The 18,407-nt window shown below is 74.9% G+C and carries 20 protein-coding genes; 11 read left to right on the top strand and 9 right to left on the bottom strand.

Going from position 1 to position 18,407, the window contains the following annotated elements:
- Nucleotides 1-77: 77 nt before the first annotated feature.
- On the bottom strand, nucleotides 78-578 hold the full coding sequence (locus QSK52_RS18565; protein ID WP_285737194.1) for a hypothetical protein: 501 nt from the start codon (nucleotides 576-578) through the stop codon (nucleotides 78-80).
- A 53-nt stretch (nucleotides 579-631) separates the two neighbouring features.
- Here QSK52_RS18565 and QSK52_RS18570 point away from each other — a divergent pair, with 53 nt between their 5' ends.
- A complete protein-coding gene (locus QSK52_RS18570; RefSeq protein ID WP_285737195.1) occupies nucleotides 632-949 on the top strand; it encodes a hypothetical protein in 318 nt (105 codons plus the stop codon).
- A gap of 286 nt (nucleotides 950-1,235) precedes the next feature.
- Here QSK52_RS18570 and QSK52_RS18575 read toward each other — a convergent pair whose 3' ends face one another.
- From QSK52_RS18575 to QSK52_RS18590, 4 genes are all read right to left on the bottom strand, one after another.
- Nucleotides 1,236-1,427: an antitoxin gene (locus tag QSK52_RS18575; protein WP_285737196.1), complete on the bottom strand. Its 192-nt coding sequence runs from the start codon at nucleotides 1,425-1,427 to the stop codon at nucleotides 1,236-1,238.
- 569 nt (nucleotides 1,428-1,996) lie between these two features.
- Nucleotides 1,997-2,335, bottom strand: a complete 339-nt coding sequence (locus tag QSK52_RS18580) for a hypothetical protein (protein ID WP_285737197.1) — start codon at nucleotides 2,333-2,335, stop codon at nucleotides 1,997-1,999.
- A gap of 226 nt (nucleotides 2,336-2,561) precedes the next feature.
- Nucleotides 2,562-2,912, bottom strand: a complete 351-nt coding sequence (locus QSK52_RS18585; RefSeq protein WP_285737198.1) for a PRC-barrel domain-containing protein — start codon at nucleotides 2,910-2,912, stop codon at nucleotides 2,562-2,564.
- Nucleotides 2,913-3,350: 438 nt separating this feature from the next.
- Nucleotides 3,351-3,605 carry a hypothetical protein gene (locus tag QSK52_RS18590; RefSeq protein ID WP_285737199.1) on the bottom strand — a complete coding sequence of 85 codons (255 nt, stop codon included), beginning with the start codon at nucleotides 3,603-3,605 and terminating at the stop codon, nucleotides 3,351-3,353.
- A 470-nt stretch (nucleotides 3,606-4,075) separates the two neighbouring features.
- On the opposite strand from QSK52_RS18590, the gene QSK52_RS18595 reads away from it, so the two are divergent.
- Nucleotides 4,076-4,672 carry a hypothetical protein gene (locus tag QSK52_RS18595; RefSeq protein WP_285737200.1) on the top strand — a complete coding sequence of 199 codons (597 nt, stop codon included), beginning with the start codon at nucleotides 4,076-4,078 and terminating at the stop codon, nucleotides 4,670-4,672.
- Nucleotides 4,673-4,794: 122 nt separating this feature from the next.
- Here QSK52_RS18595 and QSK52_RS18600 read toward each other — a convergent pair whose 3' ends face one another.
- On the bottom strand, nucleotides 4,795-5,055 hold the full coding sequence (locus QSK52_RS18600) for a hypothetical protein (RefSeq protein WP_285737201.1): 261 nt from the start codon (nucleotides 5,053-5,055) through the stop codon (nucleotides 4,795-4,797).
- Nucleotides 5,056-5,767: 712 nt separating this feature from the next.
- Between QSK52_RS18600 and QSK52_RS18605 the strand changes: the two genes are divergently transcribed.
- The 8 genes from QSK52_RS18605 (at nucleotide 5,768) to QSK52_RS18640 (ending at nucleotide 14,218) form a co-directional block, all read left to right on the top strand.
- The gene (locus tag QSK52_RS18605; protein ID WP_285737202.1) at nucleotides 5,768-6,952 is read left to right on the top strand and encodes an ROK family protein; all 1,185 of its coding nucleotides are present in this window, start codon (nucleotides 5,768-5,770) and stop codon (nucleotides 6,950-6,952) included.
- Between the two features lie 424 nt (nucleotides 6,953-7,376).
- Nucleotides 7,377-8,327 (top strand): TauD/TfdA dioxygenase family protein, encoded by a 951-nt coding sequence (locus tag QSK52_RS18610; protein ID WP_285737203.1) that lies wholly within the window; start codon nucleotides 7,377-7,379, stop codon nucleotides 8,325-8,327.
- 47 nt (nucleotides 8,328-8,374) lie between these two features.
- Nucleotides 8,375-9,442 carry an ABC transporter substrate-binding protein gene (locus tag QSK52_RS18615; RefSeq protein WP_285737204.1) on the top strand — a complete coding sequence of 356 codons (1,068 nt, stop codon included), beginning with the start codon at nucleotides 8,375-8,377 and terminating at the stop codon, nucleotides 9,440-9,442.
- Between the two features lie 62 nt (nucleotides 9,443-9,504).
- Entirely contained in the window at nucleotides 9,505-10,425 is a 921-nt protein-coding gene (locus tag QSK52_RS18620; protein ID WP_435053292.1) for an ABC transporter permease, read from the top strand.
- Nucleotides 10,401-11,216 (top strand): ABC transporter ATP-binding protein, encoded by an 816-nt coding sequence (locus QSK52_RS18625; RefSeq protein WP_285737205.1) that lies wholly within the window; start codon nucleotides 10,401-10,403, stop codon nucleotides 11,214-11,216. Before QSK52_RS18620 ends, QSK52_RS18625 begins: the two co-directional genes overlap by 25 nt.
- Before the next feature lies 1 nt (nucleotide 11,217).
- The gene (locus tag QSK52_RS18630) at nucleotides 11,218-12,318 is read left to right on the top strand and encodes an LLM class flavin-dependent oxidoreductase (protein ID WP_285737206.1); all 1,101 of its coding nucleotides are present in this window, start codon (nucleotides 11,218-11,220) and stop codon (nucleotides 12,316-12,318) included.
- Nucleotides 12,315-12,800, top strand: coding sequence for a flavin reductase family protein (locus QSK52_RS18635; protein WP_285737207.1), 486 nt, complete (start codon nucleotides 12,315-12,317; stop codon nucleotides 12,798-12,800). The genes QSK52_RS18630 and QSK52_RS18635 overlap by 4 nt, the downstream gene beginning before the upstream one ends.
- A gap of 74 nt (nucleotides 12,801-12,874) precedes the next feature.
- Nucleotides 12,875-14,218: an LLM class flavin-dependent oxidoreductase gene (locus QSK52_RS18640; RefSeq protein WP_285737208.1), complete on the top strand. Its 1,344-nt coding sequence runs from the start codon at nucleotides 12,875-12,877 to the stop codon at nucleotides 14,216-14,218.
- 38 nt (nucleotides 14,219-14,256) lie between these two features.
- Here the strand turns inward: QSK52_RS18640 and QSK52_RS18645 are convergent, their stop codons facing one another.
- Nucleotides 14,257-15,186, bottom strand: coding sequence for a LysR family transcriptional regulator (locus tag QSK52_RS18645; RefSeq protein WP_285737209.1), 930 nt, complete (start codon nucleotides 15,184-15,186; stop codon nucleotides 14,257-14,259).
- A gap of 124 nt (nucleotides 15,187-15,310) precedes the next feature.
- On the opposite strand from QSK52_RS18645, the gene QSK52_RS18650 reads away from it, so the two are divergent.
- Entirely contained in the window at nucleotides 15,311-16,726 is a 1,416-nt protein-coding gene (locus QSK52_RS18650; RefSeq protein ID WP_285737210.1) for an MFS transporter, read from the top strand.
- Between the two features lie 87 nt (nucleotides 16,727-16,813).
- Here QSK52_RS18650 and QSK52_RS18655 read toward each other — a convergent pair whose 3' ends face one another.
- Complete coding sequence (locus tag QSK52_RS18655) at nucleotides 16,814-17,644, bottom strand: YihY/virulence factor BrkB family protein (protein WP_285737211.1); 831 nt, start codon at nucleotides 17,642-17,644, stop codon at nucleotides 16,814-16,816.
- 205 nt (nucleotides 17,645-17,849) lie between these two features.
- Nucleotides 17,850-18,260: a hypothetical protein gene (locus QSK52_RS18660; protein WP_285737212.1), complete on the bottom strand. Its 411-nt coding sequence runs from the start codon at nucleotides 18,258-18,260 to the stop codon at nucleotides 17,850-17,852.
- Between the last annotated feature and the right edge of the window lie 147 nt (nucleotides 18,261-18,407).

An 18,407-nucleotide genomic window follows, 5' to 3' on the forward strand; every position in this document is an offset into this window, starting at 1 on the left:
CGGGGGGCTGCGCAGCCGGCCGGCGTGTGCGGGATCGGTCGTGGAACTCCGTACGGCCGCCGGGTTGTCCGGCCCTGTCAGGGTGACTCCGTTCCGCCGGAAGGGACCACCCCGTCGTCCCGGCCTGCCGCGGGCCCCTCGGCCCTACGGATGACTTCGCCGGCGGCGTTTCGCACGTCGTCGAGCACGCCGCCGGCCCACGGCCCTGTCGTCGTGTCGGAGAGGTCGCTGCCCAGCATGCCGGTGAGCACGGTGGCGGCACGGGCCATGGCGGCCGCCAGCGTACCGACGGCGTCGGCGACGGGATCGATCCAGCTGTCACCCGTCTCGTCGGAGACGACCGCCACTGCCACCTGGTCAACGTCGTAGAAGGTCCTGCTGGCATCGCGCGCCGCGGCCAGGATCCCGAACAACCGGTCGGCGAGCGCATCCCGTGCCCGCAGCACCGGCTGCCTCGGGCAGGTCATCGAATCGTGGCCGAGCACGACCTCGACCTCCCGTGCGATCGCCACGGCCTTGTCCACGAACCGCTGATTGGCTTCCGTGCTCTTCCTCGCCCACTCGCTCTCGAACGTCATTCGACGATTATGGGCGGGCGCCGTCAGGCCCCGCGACGGCCGGCTACGGCTTGTTGACGGGTCGAGAGCGGACTTGGATCCTGCATTGGGAGGGATCCCGCAGCGCCTACCGTGAGGGGGAGCTCTACGTCAGCGTTGCCCGCGCCTCCTACGACCGGCAGTCCTTCCGTGACGTCGTCGCCCGGACCAAGGGGCAGCCCGTCACGGAGCCCGGACTCGGCGACGCGGCGTACAGCTTCCACGTGCAGGGGGACTCGCAGGACTTCGTCCTGCTCGACGTCCTCAAGGACGGCAGGCTGGTGCAGATCACGGCGCCCTCCGCCGAGGAGGCCCGGAAGGCCGCTTCGACGGTGCTGGCACAACTGGGCTGATCGCACCCCGCCCGGACGAGCAGCCCGAGCACCCCGGCACGCCCGGCGTCGAGCCACCGGCCGCCCCGGCCGGGGCAGGAGGTGCTGCACGTGGGTGGCTCGAGCTCCCGCCCCCTCGCTGATCGAGGGGGCCGCGTCGACCGTGCTCGGTTGGTGGACGTGACCTCGGCGTGACGGACGGGATGCGAATCGGTGCGCCGGGCGGCGGGGTGCAGGTCGAGCACGACGGGTACGACAGGGGGCGGCTTGCCCACCGGTCGGGCGGCAAGCCGTCCGGGAGTCTCGGCTACTGCGGCGGGGTGTCCTGCGTCCCCTCGTTGCCCAGCTGTTCCTTGAGCCTGTCCTGAGCGGTGTCGACCTGGCCGCTGTACTTGCCCTGGGTCTTCTCGTCAGCGAAGTCCCCTGCCTTGTCGATACCCCGCGAGGCCTGGTCCTCGTGGCCCTTGAGCATTTGCTTCAGCTTGTCCATGACCGACATGTCCACACTCCTCGAAGCCGGTTCATCAGCAGTGGATCCCAGGATCACTCCCCGCGGCTGCAACCGCATCCGAGGAATCCTGCCCGGCCTCCTCCGCCGCGCCGTCCCGACCGGTGCCGCCCGTCCCGAAGACCTGCTGCCGCACGGCTCCGGCTCGGCGGAGGACGGGACGTGCGCCAGCAGGGGACGAGGTGCGCCTGCCGCGGCCGCGCCCGCGGTGCCCGCTGCCCGGTGGACTGGGCCGTCCGTCGTGGGCCGTGTTCCACCTGCCGAGGAAGGGGCTGCCGACGTTGATTCGGTACTCGGACGTCGAGTGGACGGTGAAGGTCACCGTGCAGCTGCCGCCGACCGGGACCGAGGACGGCGGCAGTTGCGAGGAGGCCCGCGGGCGGAGTGGCGGCCGGCCTGGTGGGGCGGTCGATGGCGGGTCTCCGACTGTTCGTTCGCACGGCGGCGGACCGGTGTACCAGGTCACGCCTTCGTAGCCGAGGCGGCCGCGGCGGTGTTGTCCCGCGGCCGCTGCGGGTGCGGCCGGAGGCGTCGCGACAGGGGTGCAGTACGGCGCAGCGTCACCGGCCGGTCGGTCGGTGCGGCAGGTCGTGGACGTCGTCCAGGGCGCGCAGACTGCCCTCCCAGCGGTGGCGGCGTTCCGGGAGGGTCTGCTCCCACCAGGGGGTTCCCCGCTCGCCCAGGCCGACCTTGGCCAGCTGCACCCGGGCCCGGGCGGCCTGCTCCGCGTCCCGGTCGTCGCCGGTGCGGGCCAGGGCCCGGCGGGCCGCCATCAGGTGGCGGGTCAGCTGCTCCCGGACCCCGTCCGGCAGTTCGGGGTCGCTCGCCCGCCAGCGTCGGCCGCCGATCACGACGTAGCGGCCGTCGGGTGTGCGCTCGACCTGCTCGTTCCTCGCCATGGGGCCATGGTCCCCCGGCTGGTGGCCGGGCACGCTTCGGTCCGTCCCGCCGACGGGCTGCCCGCACGCCCGCCCCGAGCCGGCCGGTGCGACCGACGGCCGGGCCCGCCGCCGCTCCGCGCAGCAGCACGGCCACCTCGCCGACGCGGCGGCGCTGGGGCGGCGCACGACGTCCGGGGCCCCGCGTCGCTGGACGCGGGGCCCCGGACGGCCCGGACCTGGTGGGTCAGACGGCGGTGCCGCCGTAGTAGCCGCCGACCTGGTTGCGGTAGGCCGGGTCGTCGGCGTGCTTGTCCCGGTCGTACTCCGGGGAGTTCTTCACCTCGTCCTGGGTGCGGTTGACCCACACCGTCTTCTCCGCGTCGTCGACCCGGGTGATGGTGCCCGCCGGGAGCAGCACCTCGCGGCCGAAGATCCACGGGCCGGTGTCGACCACGATGTAGCCCGCGCCGACGTCCACGGTGTGCTTGTCGACCTTCCCGATGTGCCCGTCCGTCGCCTCGACCCGGTACCCGGTCAGGTCCGCGCCCGCGGCGTAGCCCTCGGCACCTTCGTAGCCCCACATCGCCTCGGTCATCTGCTGCCTCCTCGTACTCGGCGTGCCTCGTTCTCCGTACGGCACGCCGCCTGCCCGGACGCCGGGCAAACATGCCACGTCCTGTCCCACCGACCTCAACGCCCTCATCCGCCCCCGCTCCGGCCCCGCTCCGCCCCGCCCGGCGCGGGCCGGGGTCGAGGCCGCTGAGCCACGGCCAAGGCGGTACCGGCCGAGCTCCTCGTGCAGTTCCCGGCACAACGCGGCGCGACCGGGCCTGCGGCCTGCGGGCAGCGCGTGTCGTACAGCGCCGGGGCGGCGGGAGCGGCGGTGGGCCGTGGGGGCGTGCTCGCCGTCCGACGGCCCGCCGTGCAGCTCGGCCAGGGCCCACTGCTCGGTGCCCACGATAGGGGGACAGCGCGGGCAGCGCCGTCTGCCACGGGATCCGGAGCGAATCACCGTTGCGCGGAACCCCGTGGTTCACACCTGCCCGTGCTCGGCGGCCCATCCGATGATGGCGACGAACGCCCGGTCGAGGCTGTTGGCGTGGCCCAGGCGCACGCTGTCACCGTGGCCCTTCCGCCCGTAGGTGTCCCATCCGCCGGCGTGGTTGACGGCCCATCCGATGGCCATGAACCCGTCGTGATAAGCGGGATGCCACAGGAAGACCGTCTCTTCTCCGAACTCGACTTCCCTGGTCGTCCGGTACCCGGCCCTGGCCAGTTCCTTCTGCATCTTCCGCGACGGCTCCGTCACAACTCCCCCTGAGTAGACGAGTGACTTCAGGCTAGGCGCTCGACGCGAGGTGCGGAAGAAGGCTTGCTCGGGGCGATCCACCGCGGACCAGCCTGCGCGAGGACGCGCTGAAGGCGATGAACGCGATCGTTCGGACGGGGGCGGCGACGCACGGGGACCGGTGCGTCGACCTCCACACCTCCGGCGTGGGCCACGACGTGTGCGCGCCCGGGGACACCCGGTGGACCGGAGGCATCTGCGGCGACGCCGGGCCCTCTGGCCGACCGCGTTCCCCGGCCTGCGTTCGACTGCGCCGCCAAGGGCGTGTTGGCGGCCGTGTCCGGCGCGCCGGTGGTGGTTCCTGCACGTCAGTCGGCGGGCCTATAGTGCTGGCCGACCTGCTTGACTCCTGCCGCGCCCGCGGCGCGCCCCGGCGCCGCGCGGCCTCCCACGTTCTGGAGCCGCCCCCGATGGCTGCTGTCTGCCCCTCGTGCTCGCTGGCCGACCGCACGGTGCCCGTTCCGACCGCGCTACAGGACCACGACGCCCCGCTGGACCGGTCGGCCCGCCGGCTGCTGGGCGTGCCGCCCGAGCCGGCCCGCGGGAGCAGGGTCTCGACGCTGTTGCTCCTGCTGGCGGTGTTGTCGGCGCTGCAGACGCTGCGCGGCCTGGTGATGCTGGTCCGGGCGGGGAGCGCGGCCGGGCTGCGCGAAGTGGTCTTCGTCGTGGTGGCCGGCGCGGTCGCGGTCGGCTCCTACTGGGCGAGTTCGGCGCTGCGCCGGGCCGGGGACCGGAAGGCGGACCGGCGGCGGGCGGCCGCGGGCGACTGGCCGGTCTCGTACGAGCAGTGGACGCTGGTGCACCAGGCGTGGCGGGCGTCCTGGCTGTGCCGGGCCTGCCGGTCCGCGTTCCTCCCGGCCGGGGCGCTGGGGGCGGACTTCCCGGCGTCCGGCCCGCTGTCGTTCGAGCACTTCAGGGACCGGCTGACCGAAACCGCCCGGCGGGCCGACCTGGCAGGCGGCTTCTCCCCCGTCGACGAACAGCCCGCCGCGGCCGCCCGTGAATGAACCCGCGCCCTGCGCGCTCCACCGGTGCGATCCAGTCGGCCCCTCTCGCCGGGTCCGGTTCCATGGACCGGACGAGCAGTGTCAACGTCTCCTGAAAACTGCCCCCGGCCGGTTCTCCGTGTTCACGCACCGATCAGCCGGGCCGCCTGCCGCGGGTCGCGCCACCCCTCGCTCTCGGCGACGATGTGGGTTCGCGCCCACTCCGGAACGCTCGACCGGCAGTAGTACTCGTACGAGCGGCATTGCTCGCACCACTCCCAGTACCGTCCTGTCCCGCACATTGCCACCCCGCGCTCCACCCAACGCCGTTCGGGCCCGTCGATGGTGAACGCCAGCTGCAGCCTCCCCGTCCCGCAGACCGGACAGCCACCCTCGAGGGTCACCACCTGCTCCTCGAGCATCGCGTTGCAGACGCTGCGCCACGCGACGTGGTCATCAGGCGCGTTCCAGGTGCCATCACCGGGTGTCACCAGTGGTCCCCCATTCCTCGGCCGTACGCTTCGAGCCAGTTTCCGATGCCCCACGGGGTGCAGTCCATGGAGTATTCGTGCCCATGGAACTCCACAGTGCAGGGTGAAACCGGCCCCCCATTGGCCCTCAGCTCCGCCGTGTGACAGCGAGATGGGTCCACCGCTCAAGCTACGTCGGTGTCCTGGCTGACAGCCTGGAGACGGTTCTTGAGGCGGTAGCCGTATCAACTTTGGCGCACAGTCACTCGTACGAGATGGTGCATGTTGACTCGTACGCCGACAACCCCGGTTGGTTGTGGCGGAAGCTGCAGTGACGCGGGGCTGTGCTCGTGGAAGTCTTCGGGGGCCTCCTTGCCCTTCGGGGGTGGCTCGGCCGGAGGAACCCGCCCGGTGGCCCTCGCCGTCGGACCCGGCGAGGGAGGGCGCCGCCTCCCCGGGATCGGCCGCCTGGGCCGACGCGCGAGGAGCAGGGAACCGCGGGCGGTCGCCCCGGCGAAAAGGGGGTGCGGGGAGGATGTCAGGCAAGTGCCATCCCGCTGTAACGGTGGTCCATTGACCGGCCGCACCCGGCTTGCGAGCATCCGGCGCACAAGGCCGTCGAACCGATCCCGACAGAGGAACCCCCATGCTGCCAGCGCTCGTTGCCAGGCCCGGCTCCCCGGCCGGCGTCGATCGGCCGGACAGTGCCGCCGCCGTGCTGCGGGCGGTGCTGGACCAGGGGCCGCTCGGTCGTACGGCGATCGTCGGGGAGACCGGGTTGAGTGCGGCCGCGGTGTCTCGGCACTCGGCCGACCTGCTCGCGATGGGGCTGCTCTGGCAGCCGCCGGAGCCCGCGCAGCGGCCGCGGCCGGGGCGGCCGCGCATTCCGCTGGACATCAACACCTCGCACCACCTGGCGGCGGGGGTGCACGTCGCGCTGCCGCGGCTGACCTTCTCGCTCACGGACCTGCGCGGGCGGATCGTGGCGTCCGAGCACCTGCCGAGGGCCGAGCGTTCGGGGGCGGTGCTGGCGGAGGTCGCCGCGCGGCTGCCCGGTTTCCTGGGGCGGTACGCGCGGGGGCGGTCGGTGCTGGGGCTGGGGGTGGTGACCGGGGGGTGGGTGGATCCGGAGGCCGGGGTGGTGGTGGAGAACGCCGCGCTCGGCTGGCGCGACGTGCCGGTGCGGGACGCGTTGCAGCGGGTGGTGCGCCTCCCGGTGCACGTGGAGGGGCACGCCCGGGCGCTGGCCCGGGCCGAGATGCTGTTCGGCCGGGTCGGCGAGGGGGTGCTGGTGCACCTGTTCGTGGGCAATGCCGTGGATGCGGCGATCGCCACCGGCGGGGTCCTGCTGCAGGGGCGGCGGCACGGCGCGGGCGGCATCGCGCACCTGCCCGTTCCGGGCTCGACGCAGCCGTGCCCGTGCGGCCGGACCGGTTGCCTGCAGGCGACCGTGGCGGACCGGGGCCTGCTGGGGCGGGCTGTGGCGGAGGGCGTGGTGCCGCGTCCGGACCTGCAGTTGTTGCTGCGGGCCGCGGGCGGGGGCGACGCCCGGGCCGTGGAGCTGTGCCGTTCCCGGTTGCGGATGGTGGCCCGGGCGGTGCGGCCGATGCTGGAGGTGATCAGCCCGGACGCCGTGGTGCTGACCGAGGCCGCCACCTTGCAACTGCCGTACCTCTTGGATGAGTTGAGTCGGGAGATCGGTGGGGCCGACGGTGTGGTGCGGACCGGCTCGTTCGGCCCGGACACCCTCGCGCTGGCGGCGGCGGTGCCGGTGCTCGCGGCCGTCTACCAGGACCCCCTGGGGCTGCGCACGGTGGGGGCCGGCCGGTGAGCGGCCGCCCGGCGGAGTTTCTTCCGCGCCGTCACAAACCGTTGTCCGCGGGGCGACCGGGGCAGCAGACTGCTGCCATGGACGCGCAGGAGAAGGCCACGATCCGGGCAGCCGCACAGCGGCTCCCCGTGAACGCCTTCCGCGCGCACCACTTCGCCGGCCTGCGCTGTCACGCCTGCTGACCGGCGTTCCGCCGACGCCCCGCCGGGCGTGCGCCGCTCCGTGCTGAGCTGCACGCGGCGTCCTCCGTCCCGCTCGCGGTGACCCCGGGCGGACGCGTCCCCGGCGAGCCGCACCCATCTGCACTCCGTCACGCATCTGTACCCCCTCACCCGCCTGCGCCCCCGCGCACCCCGGCACCGTCGTGCCGCGGTGCCCCCCCGGTGCCCGGGTGCCCGTCCGTCACCGAAAGGACCCCACTGTCATGAGCACGCTCACCGTACGTCCCGTCGCCGGTCACATCGGCGCCGACATCGACGGCGTCGACCTCTCCCGGCCGCTGGCCGCGGAGGACGTCGCGGCCGTCCGGCAGGCCCTGCACCGCCACAAGGTCGTCTTCTTCCGCGGCCAGGACCTCGACCACGCCGCCCAGATCGCCTTCGCCCGCCAGTTCGGCGAGCTCACCTACGCCCACCCGCACGACGACGCCCCGCCCGCGGACCACCCGGAGATCTTCACCGTCGACCCGCGCCGCTTCGAGGAGCGCTACGGCAAGGGCTTCCAGGAGGAGTACCGCAAGCGCCGGTACAGCTACGTCGACGGCTGGCACACCGACGTCACCGCCGCCGTGAACCCGCCCGCCGGGTCGGTCCTGCGGGCCGAGACCGTCCCCGCGGTCGGCGGCGACACCCAGTGGACCAACCTGGTCGCGGCCTACCAGGGCCTGTCCGCGCCCGTCCGGGCCTTCGTGGACACCCTGCGCGCCGAGCACCGCTACGGCGGCGGGCAGCAGGTGGCGGGCGACAGCGAGTACGGCCGCCGGATCAACGACAACCTGCTGGTGGCCGTCCACCCCGTGGTGCGGGTGCACCCGGAGACCGGGGAGCGTGCGCTGTTCGTCAACCCCGTCTTCACCAGCCACGTCGTGGACGTCACCGCGGTCGAGAGCCGACGCATCCTCGACCTGCTCTACGCGGAGATCACCCGGCCCGAGTACACGGTGCGCCTGCGCTGGGAGGCCGGGCACGTCGCCTTCTGGGACAACCGGGTGACCGCCCACCTGGCCCCGCTCGACCTGGACCACCTGGACGTCGAGCGGCGCCTGCACCGGGTCACCCTGATCGGCGACGTCCCGGTCGGGCCGGACGGGCAGCGCTCCGAGCTCGTCGCCGGACGCCCGTTCACCGCCGACCACCGCGTCGCGGTGGCCTCCTGACCCCGTACCGGCCCCGGCCGACCCGCTGCGAAAGGAACCGCACTCCCGTGTCCCCGCTCCAGGACCTCCCCGCCCCGAACCGGAGGCTCTTCCTCCGGACCCTGCTCGGCGCCGGTGCCGCGCTCGGCCTCGGCGCCTGCACCAGCGCCGCCGCCAGCGGCCCCGCGCTGTCGGCGGACGCCGCGCTGCCGACCGAGGTGCCCTCCGGCACCAGCCTGCGCATCGCCTCCTCCCTCGGCGCCCAGCAGCTCCAGCTCCAGCTCTCCGGCCTGATCCGGCAGATCCCGTTCGACGTCCCGTCGTGGCCGAACATCGGCGCGGGGCCGGACGTCATCAACGCCTTCCGCGCCAACTCCCTGGACCTGGCCAACAACGCGGGCATCCCGCCGATCCAGGCCCACTTCCAGGGCTACGACGCGCGCATCGTCGCGATCAACCTGACCCGCAAGCCGTCCTACCTGTTCGCGACCAAGCCGCACAGCGACATCCAGTCGGTGGCGCAGTTCGCGGGCAGGAAGCTGGCGTTCTCGCAGGGGCAGGCCCAGGGCGTGGTGCTGCTGCGGGCGCTGCGGCAGGCCGGGCTGAAGAGCTCGGACGTGCAGCTGGTGCCGCTGACCAGCAACCAGTTCCTGACGGCCCTGCAGGCCGGGCAGGTGGACATCGCCCCGCTGGGCATCGCGCAGGCCCCGGCCTACCTCAACCAGTACGGCGCGGACGGCGCGCACACCATCGCCACCGACGTGGTGGACCTGCTCAGCCTGCTGTGGGCCCCGGCCGGGGTGCTCGCCGACTCCCGCCGGGCCGCGGCGATCGCGGCGTTCGTCCCGATCTGGGCCAAGGGGCTGGTGTGGGTGTACGAGAACGCCCCGGTCTGGGAGCAGGAGTACTACGTCAAGTCGCAGAAGATCACCGCCGAGCAGGCCAGGCAGGTGACGGCACTGAGCAACAAGCCCCTGCTGCCGCCGAGTTGGGACGAGGCGATCGCCTGGGAGCAGCAGACGGTCGACCTGCTGGCCGAGGGCGGCTTCGTGAAGTCCTTCAAGGCGGACGTCCTCTTCGACCGCCGTTTCGAGCACCTCGCGGCGGCGGCCGTTCCCGCCGAGTACCGGAGCTGATGATGGCTGAACACGTGTCAACCGCCGGGCCGACAGGCCGGTCGACCGGCCTGTCGGCCGGCGTGGTGACCGGCGTGGTGACCGCCCCGAGGCGACCCGGCGGCACGGCTGCGGGGGCGACTGCTGAGCGGCCCGCGGTACCGCCCGAGGCCGTCGTCGCCGGGCCGGGGCCCGCTCCGGGCGGGCCGGTCGCCGGTCGCCCGCGGGCGCGCCGGCTGGGCCCCGGGCCGCGCCGTCCGTACGCCCGGCTGGTGGGTCCGCTGCTGCTGCTGGCGGTGTGGGCCGGGGCGAGCGCGGCCGGGGTGCTGGACCCGCGGGTGCTGCCCGCGCCGTGGTCGGTGGTGCGGACCGGGGCGGAGCTGTGGAGCGGGGGGACGCTCCGCACCGACCTGGGCACCTCGCTGTGGCGGGCGGCGCAGGGCTTCGCCATCGGCCTGACGGCGGGTGTGGTGCTGGCGCTGGCCGCGGGGCTGAGCCGGGTCGGCGAGGCGCTGATCGACGGGACGGTGCAGGTCAACCGGGCCGTGCCGACGCTGGGTCTGATCCCGCTGTTCATCCTGTGGCTGGGCATCGGCGAGACGTTCAAGGTGGTCATCATCGCGATCGTCGTCTACATCCCGGTCTACCTGAACCTGCACGCCGCGCTGGCGGGCATCGACGCGCGCTACGTCGAGCTCGCGGAGGTGCTGCGGTTCGGCCGCTGGCGGTTCGTCCGGCAGGTGGTCGTGCCCGGCGCGCTGCCCGGCTTCTTCGTGGGGCTGCGCCTGGCGGTCACCGGCTCCTGGCTGTCGCTGGTCGTGCTGGAGCAGATCAACGCCACCAACGGCCTGGGCTACATGATGTTCCAGGCGCAGAACTACGGCCAGACCCAGGTGATCGTCCTCGGACTGCTCATCTACGGGGTCTTCGGCTTCGCTTCCGACACCGCCGTCCGTCTCCTGGAGAGGAGGGTCCTGTCGTGGCGCCGATCGCTGAGCAGTTGACCCGGCCCGCTGTCCGACTCGCCGCCCTGACCCGTTCGTTCGGGTCGCGCACCGTCCTCGACGCGATCGACCTGGAGATCCCGGCCGGCCAGTTCGTCGCGCTGCTGGGCCACTCCGGGTCCGGCAAGAGCACGCTGCTGCGGGCGATCGCCGGGATCGACCACGACACCGCGGGCAGCGGCGGGCTGTCCGCCCCGGAGCGGGTGTCGGTGGTCTTCCAGGACTCCCGGCTGCTGCCGTGGTCCCGGGTGCTGGAGAACGTCCTGCTCGGCGTGGGGAAGCGGGACGCCGACGGCCGCCCGCCGGCCGAGCGCGGCCGGGCGGCGCTGGCCGAGGTCGGGCTGGCGGGCCGCGAGCGGGCCTGGCCCGGGGAGCTCTCCGGTGGCGAGCAGCAGCGGGCCGCGCTGGCCCGCGCGCTGGTCCGCGAGCCCGAACTGCTGCTCGCCGACGAGCCGTTCGGGGCGCTCGACGCGCTGACCCGGATCCGGATGCACGCCCTGCTGCGCGAGCTGTGGCAGCGCCACCGCCCGTCCGTGCTGCTGGTCACCCACGACGTGGACGAGGCGGCGGCGCTGGCCGACCGGGTGCTCGTCCTCGAGCGGGGGCGGATCTCGGTGGACCTGGAGATCGACCTGCCGCACCCCCGCTCCTACCGGGACCCGCTGCTGGGCGAGTACCGCGAGCGGCTGCTGGCGGCCCTCGGGGTGCGGCCCGACGGCGCACCCGCCACCGGGGCGGCGCGGGACGGCGCGGCCTCCGCGGGGTCGGCGGGGCCCGGAGGGGAGAGCTGAGGTGGGCGAGTTCCTGTGGTACCTCCCCAACACGGTGGAGCCCGGCCACCGCGGCGACGAGCCGCGGGAGGACTGGGGCAGCCTCGACCACTCGACCGAGCTCGCCCGCACGGTGGAGCGGCACGGCTGGGGCGGGGCGCTGCTGGGCACCGGCTGGGGCAGGCCGGACACCTTCACCGTCGCGACCGCCCTCGCCGCCCGCACCACGACCTTCAAGCCGCTGATCGCGGTCCGGCCCGGCTACTGGCACCCGGCCAACTTCGCCTCGGCCTCGGCCACCCTCGACCGGCTCAGCCGGGGACGGGTGCTGGTCAACGTCGTCAGCGGGCTGGACGACGCCGCCTCCTACGGCGACGGCGAGTTCGACCGCTCGCGCCGCTACGGCCGCACGCTGGAGTTCCTCCGCCTGGTCCGCCGGCTGTGGAGCGAGGAGCGGGTGACCTTCCGCGGCGAGCACTACCGGGTCGCGGACTCCGTGCTGCGGCCGCGGCCCTGGGGCGCCGAGCAGGGGCGCCGCCCGCGGCTGTACTTCGGCGGTGCGAGCGCGGCCGCCGAGCGGGTCGCCGCGCAGGAGGCCGACGTCCAGCTGTTCTGGGGCGAGCCGCTGGACGGCGTCGCCGAGCGCATCGGGCGGCTGCGTGCGCTCGGCGCGAGCCTCGGACGGCGGCACCAACCGCTGGAGTTCGGGCTGCGGGTGACCACCGTCGTGCGGGACACCTCGGCGGAGGCGTGGCGCGCCGCGGAGCGGAAGGTCGAGCTGATGGCCCGGCAGGGCGCGCAGGAGCCGGAGGCGTTCCGCAGCCGGGCGGCGGTGGGCCAGCGCCGCCTGCTCGACCTCGCGGACCGCGGCGAGGTCCTGGACGACTGCCTCTACACCGCGCCGGGCCGCTACGGGGGCGGGGGCGCCGGGACGACCTGGCTGGTCGGCTCCGCGTCGGAGGTCGCCGACGCCCTGCGGAAGTACCGCGCCCTCGGGGTGACGCACTTCGTCCTGTCCGACACCCCGTACCGGCAGGAGGCGGCCCGGGTCGGTGACCGGCTCCTGCCGCTGCTGCGGCGGCCCGATCCGGTGGCCGCGGCGTCCGGGGAGGTGCGCGGATGACCGCCGTGGCTCCCGACGGCAGGACCCTGCGGGCGGTGTACGGCGCCTTCCCCACCGGTGTGACGGCGGTGGCCGCGCTGGTCGACGGACGGCCGGTCGGGTTGGCGGCCAGTTCGTTCACCCCGGTGTCGCTGGCGCCGCCGCTGGTCTCGCTGTGCGTGGCGCGCACCTCGGGGACCTGGCCGGTGCTGCGGCGCGCCGAGCGGCTGGGCGTCAGCGTGCTCGGTGCGCAGCACGCGGCGCTGTGCCGCCGGCTGGCGGGGCCCGCCGCCGGGCGGTTCGCCGACGCCGCGTGGCGGGCGGCGCCGGGCGGGGCCGTGCTGCTGGACGGTGCGGGCGCCTGGTTCGCCTGCTCGGTCGAGCAGGAGGTCCGCGCCGGGGACCACGACGTGGTGGTGCTGCGCGTGCACGAGCTGCACCTCGATCCGGCCGTCGACCCCCTGGTCTTCCACGCGAGCACGTTCCGCTCCCTGAACCGCTGATCCCTCGCCCCCTCGATCCACCGACCGATCCACCGACTGTTCCACCGACCGATCCACCGACGGAGGACCGCCCCATGGGCAAGCAGCTGCACTTCAACCTGTTCATCCACGACACCGGCCACCACGAAGCCTCCTGGCGGCTGCCGGAGTCCGATCCCGCCGCCGACCTGGACCTGGCCTTCCACCAGCGGCTGACCCGCATCGCCGAGGAGGCGAAGTTCGACTCGGTGTTCCTCGCCGACAGCCCGTCGCTGTGGGGCGATCCCAGCCGCCGTCCCTCGGGCAAGCTGGAGCCGACCGTGCTGCTGGCCGCGCTCGCCGCCGGGACCAGCCGGATCGGACTGATCGCCACCGCCTCGACCAGCTACAACGAGCCGTACAACCTGGCGCGGCGGTTCGCCTCGCTCGACCACCTCTCCGGCGGCCGCGCGGGCTGGAACATCGTCACCACGGCCGGTGACGCGGCGGCCCGCAACTTCGGCCTGGAGGGGCAGCCGCTGCACCGCACCCGCTACGAGCGGGCGGCGGAGTTCCTGGAGGTGTCCACCAAGCTGTGGGACAGCTGGGCCGACGGGGCGCTGGTGGCGGACAAGGAGGCGGGCGTGCACGCCAGCCCCGACCGGGTGCGCCCGGTCGACCACCGCGGCCGCTTCTTCCGGGTCGAGGGGGCGCTGAACGTGCGCCGCTCGCCGCAGGCGTACCCGCTGCTGGTGCAGGCCGGGTCGTCGGAGGACGGCAGGGAGTTCGCCGCGCGGTGGGCCGAGGCGGTGTTCACCGCGCAGCCGACCCTCGCGGAGGGCCAGGCCTTCTACGCGGACGTCAAGCGCCGCGCGGCCGCCGCCGGACGCGACCCCGAGCACGTGAAGATCCTGCCCGGGATCGTCCCGGTGATCGGCGCCACCGAGGCCGAGGCGCGCGAGCTGGAGGCCGAACTGGACCGGCTGATCAGGCCGGAGTACGCGCGCGAGCAGCTGGCGACGGTGCTGAAGGTGGAGCCCGAGCGGCTGCGCTTCGACGAGCAGCTCCCCGCGGACCTGCCCACCGAGGACGAGGTCGAGGGCGCCAAGAGCCGCTACACGCTGATCGTGGACCTGGCGCGCCGGGAGCGCCTGACGGTGCGCCAGCTGATCGGGCGGCTCGGCGGCGGCCGCGGCCACCGCACCTTCACCGGCACGCCGGTGCAGGTGGCCGACACGATCCAGCACTGGTTCGAGCACGGCGCGGCCGACGGCTTCAACGTGATGCCCGCGGTGCTGCCGTCCGGGCTGGAGGTGTTCGTGGCGGAGGTGCTGCCGATCCTGCGCGGGCGCGGCCTGTTCCGCACCGAGTACGAGGGCACCACGCTGCGCGAGCACTACGGCCTGCCCCGGCCCGCCAACCAGTACGCGTTCGCCGGGGCCGCCGCCGTGTCCGCCTGAGCGTCCGAGCGCCCGAGGACCGGGCGCCGTGCTGCGGTTCAGGCGGCCGCCGGGGCGAGGCCGGCGAGGGCGGAGCGGACCTGGTGGCGGAACCAGCGCTGGGCCGGGTCGCTGTCGTGGCGCGGGTGCCAGCCCATGGAGATGTCGATGGGCGGCAGGGGCAGCGGGATCGGCAGCGCGGTCAGGCCGAGGGCGGCGACCAGGGGTGCGCCGGTGCGCGCCGGGACCTGGCTCACCAGGTCGGAGGCGGCGACGAGTTGGAGCGCGGAGGCGAAGGTCGGCATCGCCGCGACCACCCGGCGCCGCAGCCCGACGGCCTCCAGCGCGTCGTCCAGCGGCCCGCGCAGGCGCCCGCGCCGGGAGGGGACGACGTGCAGCGCGTCCGCGAGCGCGGCCGGGGTGAGGGGGCCGCGGGTGAGCGGGTGCCCGGGCCGGACGGCGGTGGCCATCGCGTCGACCAGCAGCGGCTCGACGCGGGTCTCCGGTGCCGGGGCGGTGATCACCCGGACCTCCAGGTCGGCCCTGCCCTCGCGCAGGACCAGGTCGTCGGGGTCGGGGCCCTCGGAGAGCAGGACGACGGTCACCTCCGGCGCGCTGCGGCGCAGGCGCGGCAGCAGGCGGTCGGCGAGGGCCCCGGCGAGCAGGTCGTTGGCGACGACGGTGAACGTCCGCTCCAGCCGGGCCGGGTCCACCGGGCGGTCCCGGGCGAACAGGGCGCGCGAGCGCTCCAGGACGGCCTTCACCTCCGCGTGCACCGCCTCGGCGCGCGGGGTCGGCACCATCGTCTGCCCGGAGCGGACCAGGATCGGGTCGTCGAACGCGGTGCGGATCCGGGCCAGCGTCCGGCTCATCGCGGGTGCGGAGAGGCCGAGCCGGTCGGCGGCGGCGGAGACCGAGCACTCGTCGAGCAGGACGTCGAGCGCGGTGAGGAGGTTCAGGTCGACGTCCCGGGTGGTGGTGGCGGCCACGGGTGCCCTCCCAGCTGGATGATTGCGTCCGGTGCACTGTACTCGTGCAACGGGTGCATTTGTCGTCATGGCGGTCCGCCCCTAGCGTCTCCCCCAGTGAGGTCCACGACCTGGAGGGGACGAGATGAAGACCGAGCACCTGTCCGTCGGGCGCGCCGCGCCCGGTGAGCCGACGAGCGCGAAGCGGGTGGGGGCCGGGGGCACCGTCGCCCTGATGTCCCTGTGCGCGGGGACGCTGCAGGCCATGGCCGCCGCAATGAACCTCGCGGTGCCCTCGATCGCGCGCAGCGCCCTGCACCCGGGCCCGACCGCGCTCGTGTGGATCGTGGACGCGTACCTGATCGCCTTCGCCTGCCTGCTCGTGCCCGGCGGTGCGCTGGCCGACCGGCTCGGGCGCAAGGGGGTCCTGCTGGCGGGGCTGGGCCTGTTCGCGGGCGGCGGGCTGCTCGCGGCCTGGGCCGGGAGCGTGCCGCTGCTGATCGCCGGGCGGCTGGTCGCCGGGGTGGGCGCCGCCCTCGCCCTGCCCGTCACGCTCGGGCTGCTGGTGCTGGTCGTCCCGCAGGCCGGTCGCCCGGCGGCCGTGGCGACCTGGACGGCGTCGCTCGCCGTCGGCGGCATCCTCGGCAACGTGGTCGGCGGCGTCGTGCTCGAACTCCTGCCCTGGCAGGGGCTGTTCCTGGTGTTCGGCACGGCGGGGGCGCTGCTCCTGCTGGCCTGCGCGCGGTGCGCGCCCCGGACTCCCCGGCGGGCCGTCCCGCTGGACGCGCCGGGCTCGGTGCTGCTGGCCGCGGCGATCGTCGCCCTGGTCCACGGCCTGATCGAGGGCCGCGAGCGCGGCTGGACCTCCGCCTGGGTGCTCGGCTCCTTCGCCGCCGCGGTGGCGGTAGCGGCGGTGTACGTCCGGGTGGCGCTGCGCCGCGAGCACCCGCTGCTGGACCCGCGGGTGTTCGCGCTGCGCCCGGTGCGGGCCGGGACGGCCGGAGTGGCGGTGGCCTTCGCCGGGGCGTTCGCGATGTTCTACGTCAACGCCCAGTACCTGACGCTGGCCCACGGCTACTCCCTCGCCCTGGCGGGCTTCGCCATCGCGCCGATCGCCGTCGCCATGACGCTGGCCTCGCGCTCCTCCGGCCGGCTGGTGGAGCGCTGGGGCGCGAAGCGGGTGGTCGCGCTCGGCTTCGCCGGGCTGGTGGCCGGTCTCGGCGCCTTCTCCTTCGTCGGCGCCGGCACCCCGTACGCCCTGTACCTCCTGTGCCCGGCGCTCGCCCTGGCCGGCATCGGCCTGGCGCTGCCCCCGCTGTCCGGCGGCATCATGGCCGCGCTGCCCGCCGACCGGGCCGGTACGGGCTCCGGGCTCAACGGCGCCGCCCGCGAGGTGGGCAGTGCCGTCGGTGTCGCGGCGATGGGCACCGCGCTGGGCGCCCACGCCGTCGGCTCCGGGGCCTCGGCCGCCGCCCTCAGCGCCGCGATGGACTCCGGCTTCCGGGTGGTCGCCGTCGTGGTGGCCCTGGCCGCCGTCCTCGTCGTGCGCTGGACCGACTGAGCGGGGCCGCTCCCGGCCGGAGGGCCGGACCGCCCCGGAGCGCCGGGCCCGCGGGCCGCCCGCGGGGCCCGGCCGAAGGACCTGCGCTCAGGGGCAGGTGGCGGGCGGCTCCGCGGCGGGGCGGGAGGTGCCGAGGTGCCCGGCGGCGCGGTGCAGTTCGGCCGTGAACTGCGCGCCCGCCAGCAGTGCCAGGTTGGTCAGCCACAGCCAGACCAGGAAGACCACCGTCCCCGCCAGCGAACCGTACAGGCGGCTGTAGGTGCCGAAGGCACTGGTGTACAGGGCGAAGCCCGCCGAGAAGACCAGCCAGAGCGCCGCGGCCAGGACGCCGCCCGGCAGGCTGCCCCACCGGCGCCAGGCCGGCTCGGGGCCGGTGCGGAAGACGACCAGCACCAGCGCCGCCGCCACCACCAGCAGCACGGGCCAGCGCACCACCGACCACACCAGCGGGGCCGTCCCGCCCAGGTGCAGCACCTCTCCCGCCTCCTGCGCGAGCGGGCCGCTCAGGATCAGCGCCAGGGCACTCACGGCCAGCAGCACCAGCAGCACGGCCGCGGTCGCCACGATCCGCGGGGCCTTGCGCAGCGGGGAGCGCCGGTCGCTGGTGCCGTGCATCCGATGCAGCGCCCGCCGGAACACCGCCAGGTAGCTGCAGCACGACCACAGCGCGCTGCCGGTCCCCGCGGCCATCAGCGTCCAACCGGTCGAGCCGCCGCCCAGCGCCTGGATCAGCACCCCGCCGAGCTCCGTCCCCGCCTGGCCCGGCACCACCCCCGCCAGGTGCACCGCCGCCTCCCGGGCCGCCGCCGGGCTGATCAGCGCGAAGCCCACCACCGTGGCCAGCAGCGCCGGGAGGATCGCCAGGATCGCGTAGTACGTCAGGGCCGCCGCGAAGTCGGTGACGTCCTCGTTCCACATCGTCAGCGGCGTGCGCCGCAGCGCCCGCCCCCACCGTCTCCTCCCGCCCGACGACCGGACCACCGCGAACCCCCACCGCTGAGAGAACCGAACGCGTCCGAGCGGCCGCCCGGACCGGCTTCCCGCTCCACCCGGCCCCAAACCGCGGGGCGGGCGACCGACGGGCCACGCCGCCGGGCCGCTGCTCGGGCAACGGGCCGGGGAGTCACGGCGCGGGCCGCCGACGGGGGTTGACCTCCACCAGGTCGTCCACTCCCAGTTCCCGGTAGCGGTGGTGCGCCCGGTAGCGGGTGGCCACGCTGAGCACCGTGGCCACGGACTGTCCGAGGACGTGCGGGTCGATGCCGGTGCGGGCGCGGTGGACCGCGGTGCCGAGGACGTGCAGGAGGTGGTCCTTGACCGTGCCCGGCCCCGGGCCGAACTCCTCCTCGACCTGCTCGCGGCAGAAGGCGTACAGCTCCGGGAGGAGGACCAGGGCGGACTTCGCCCGGTGCCCGCTCCCGGTCGGCGGGTACCCGGTGGCCGGCGCGTGCGGCAGGGGGACGGGTGCCGACGACGGGGCCTTCCGGTTCGGGTCGTCCGCGAAGGGGCCCGCGCCGGGAAGGGGCTGGGTCATGGGTACTCCTCGGTCGGGAACGGGAGCCGCTCGCACGGTCACGGCCCCGGCGCGGGGCGTCACGTGCGCGTCGCCCACCGTACCGGGCCGGTGGGCGGGTTCGGCCCACGGGGTGCGTGCGCGAACGCTCGGACGACTCCCCGGAGG

Origin of the sequence: Kitasatospora phosalacinea (assembly GCF_030268885.1) — a bacterium.
In the GTDB taxonomy this organism is placed as follows: Bacteria; Actinomycetota; Actinomycetes; order Streptomycetales; family Streptomycetaceae; genus Kitasatospora; species Kitasatospora phosalacinea_C.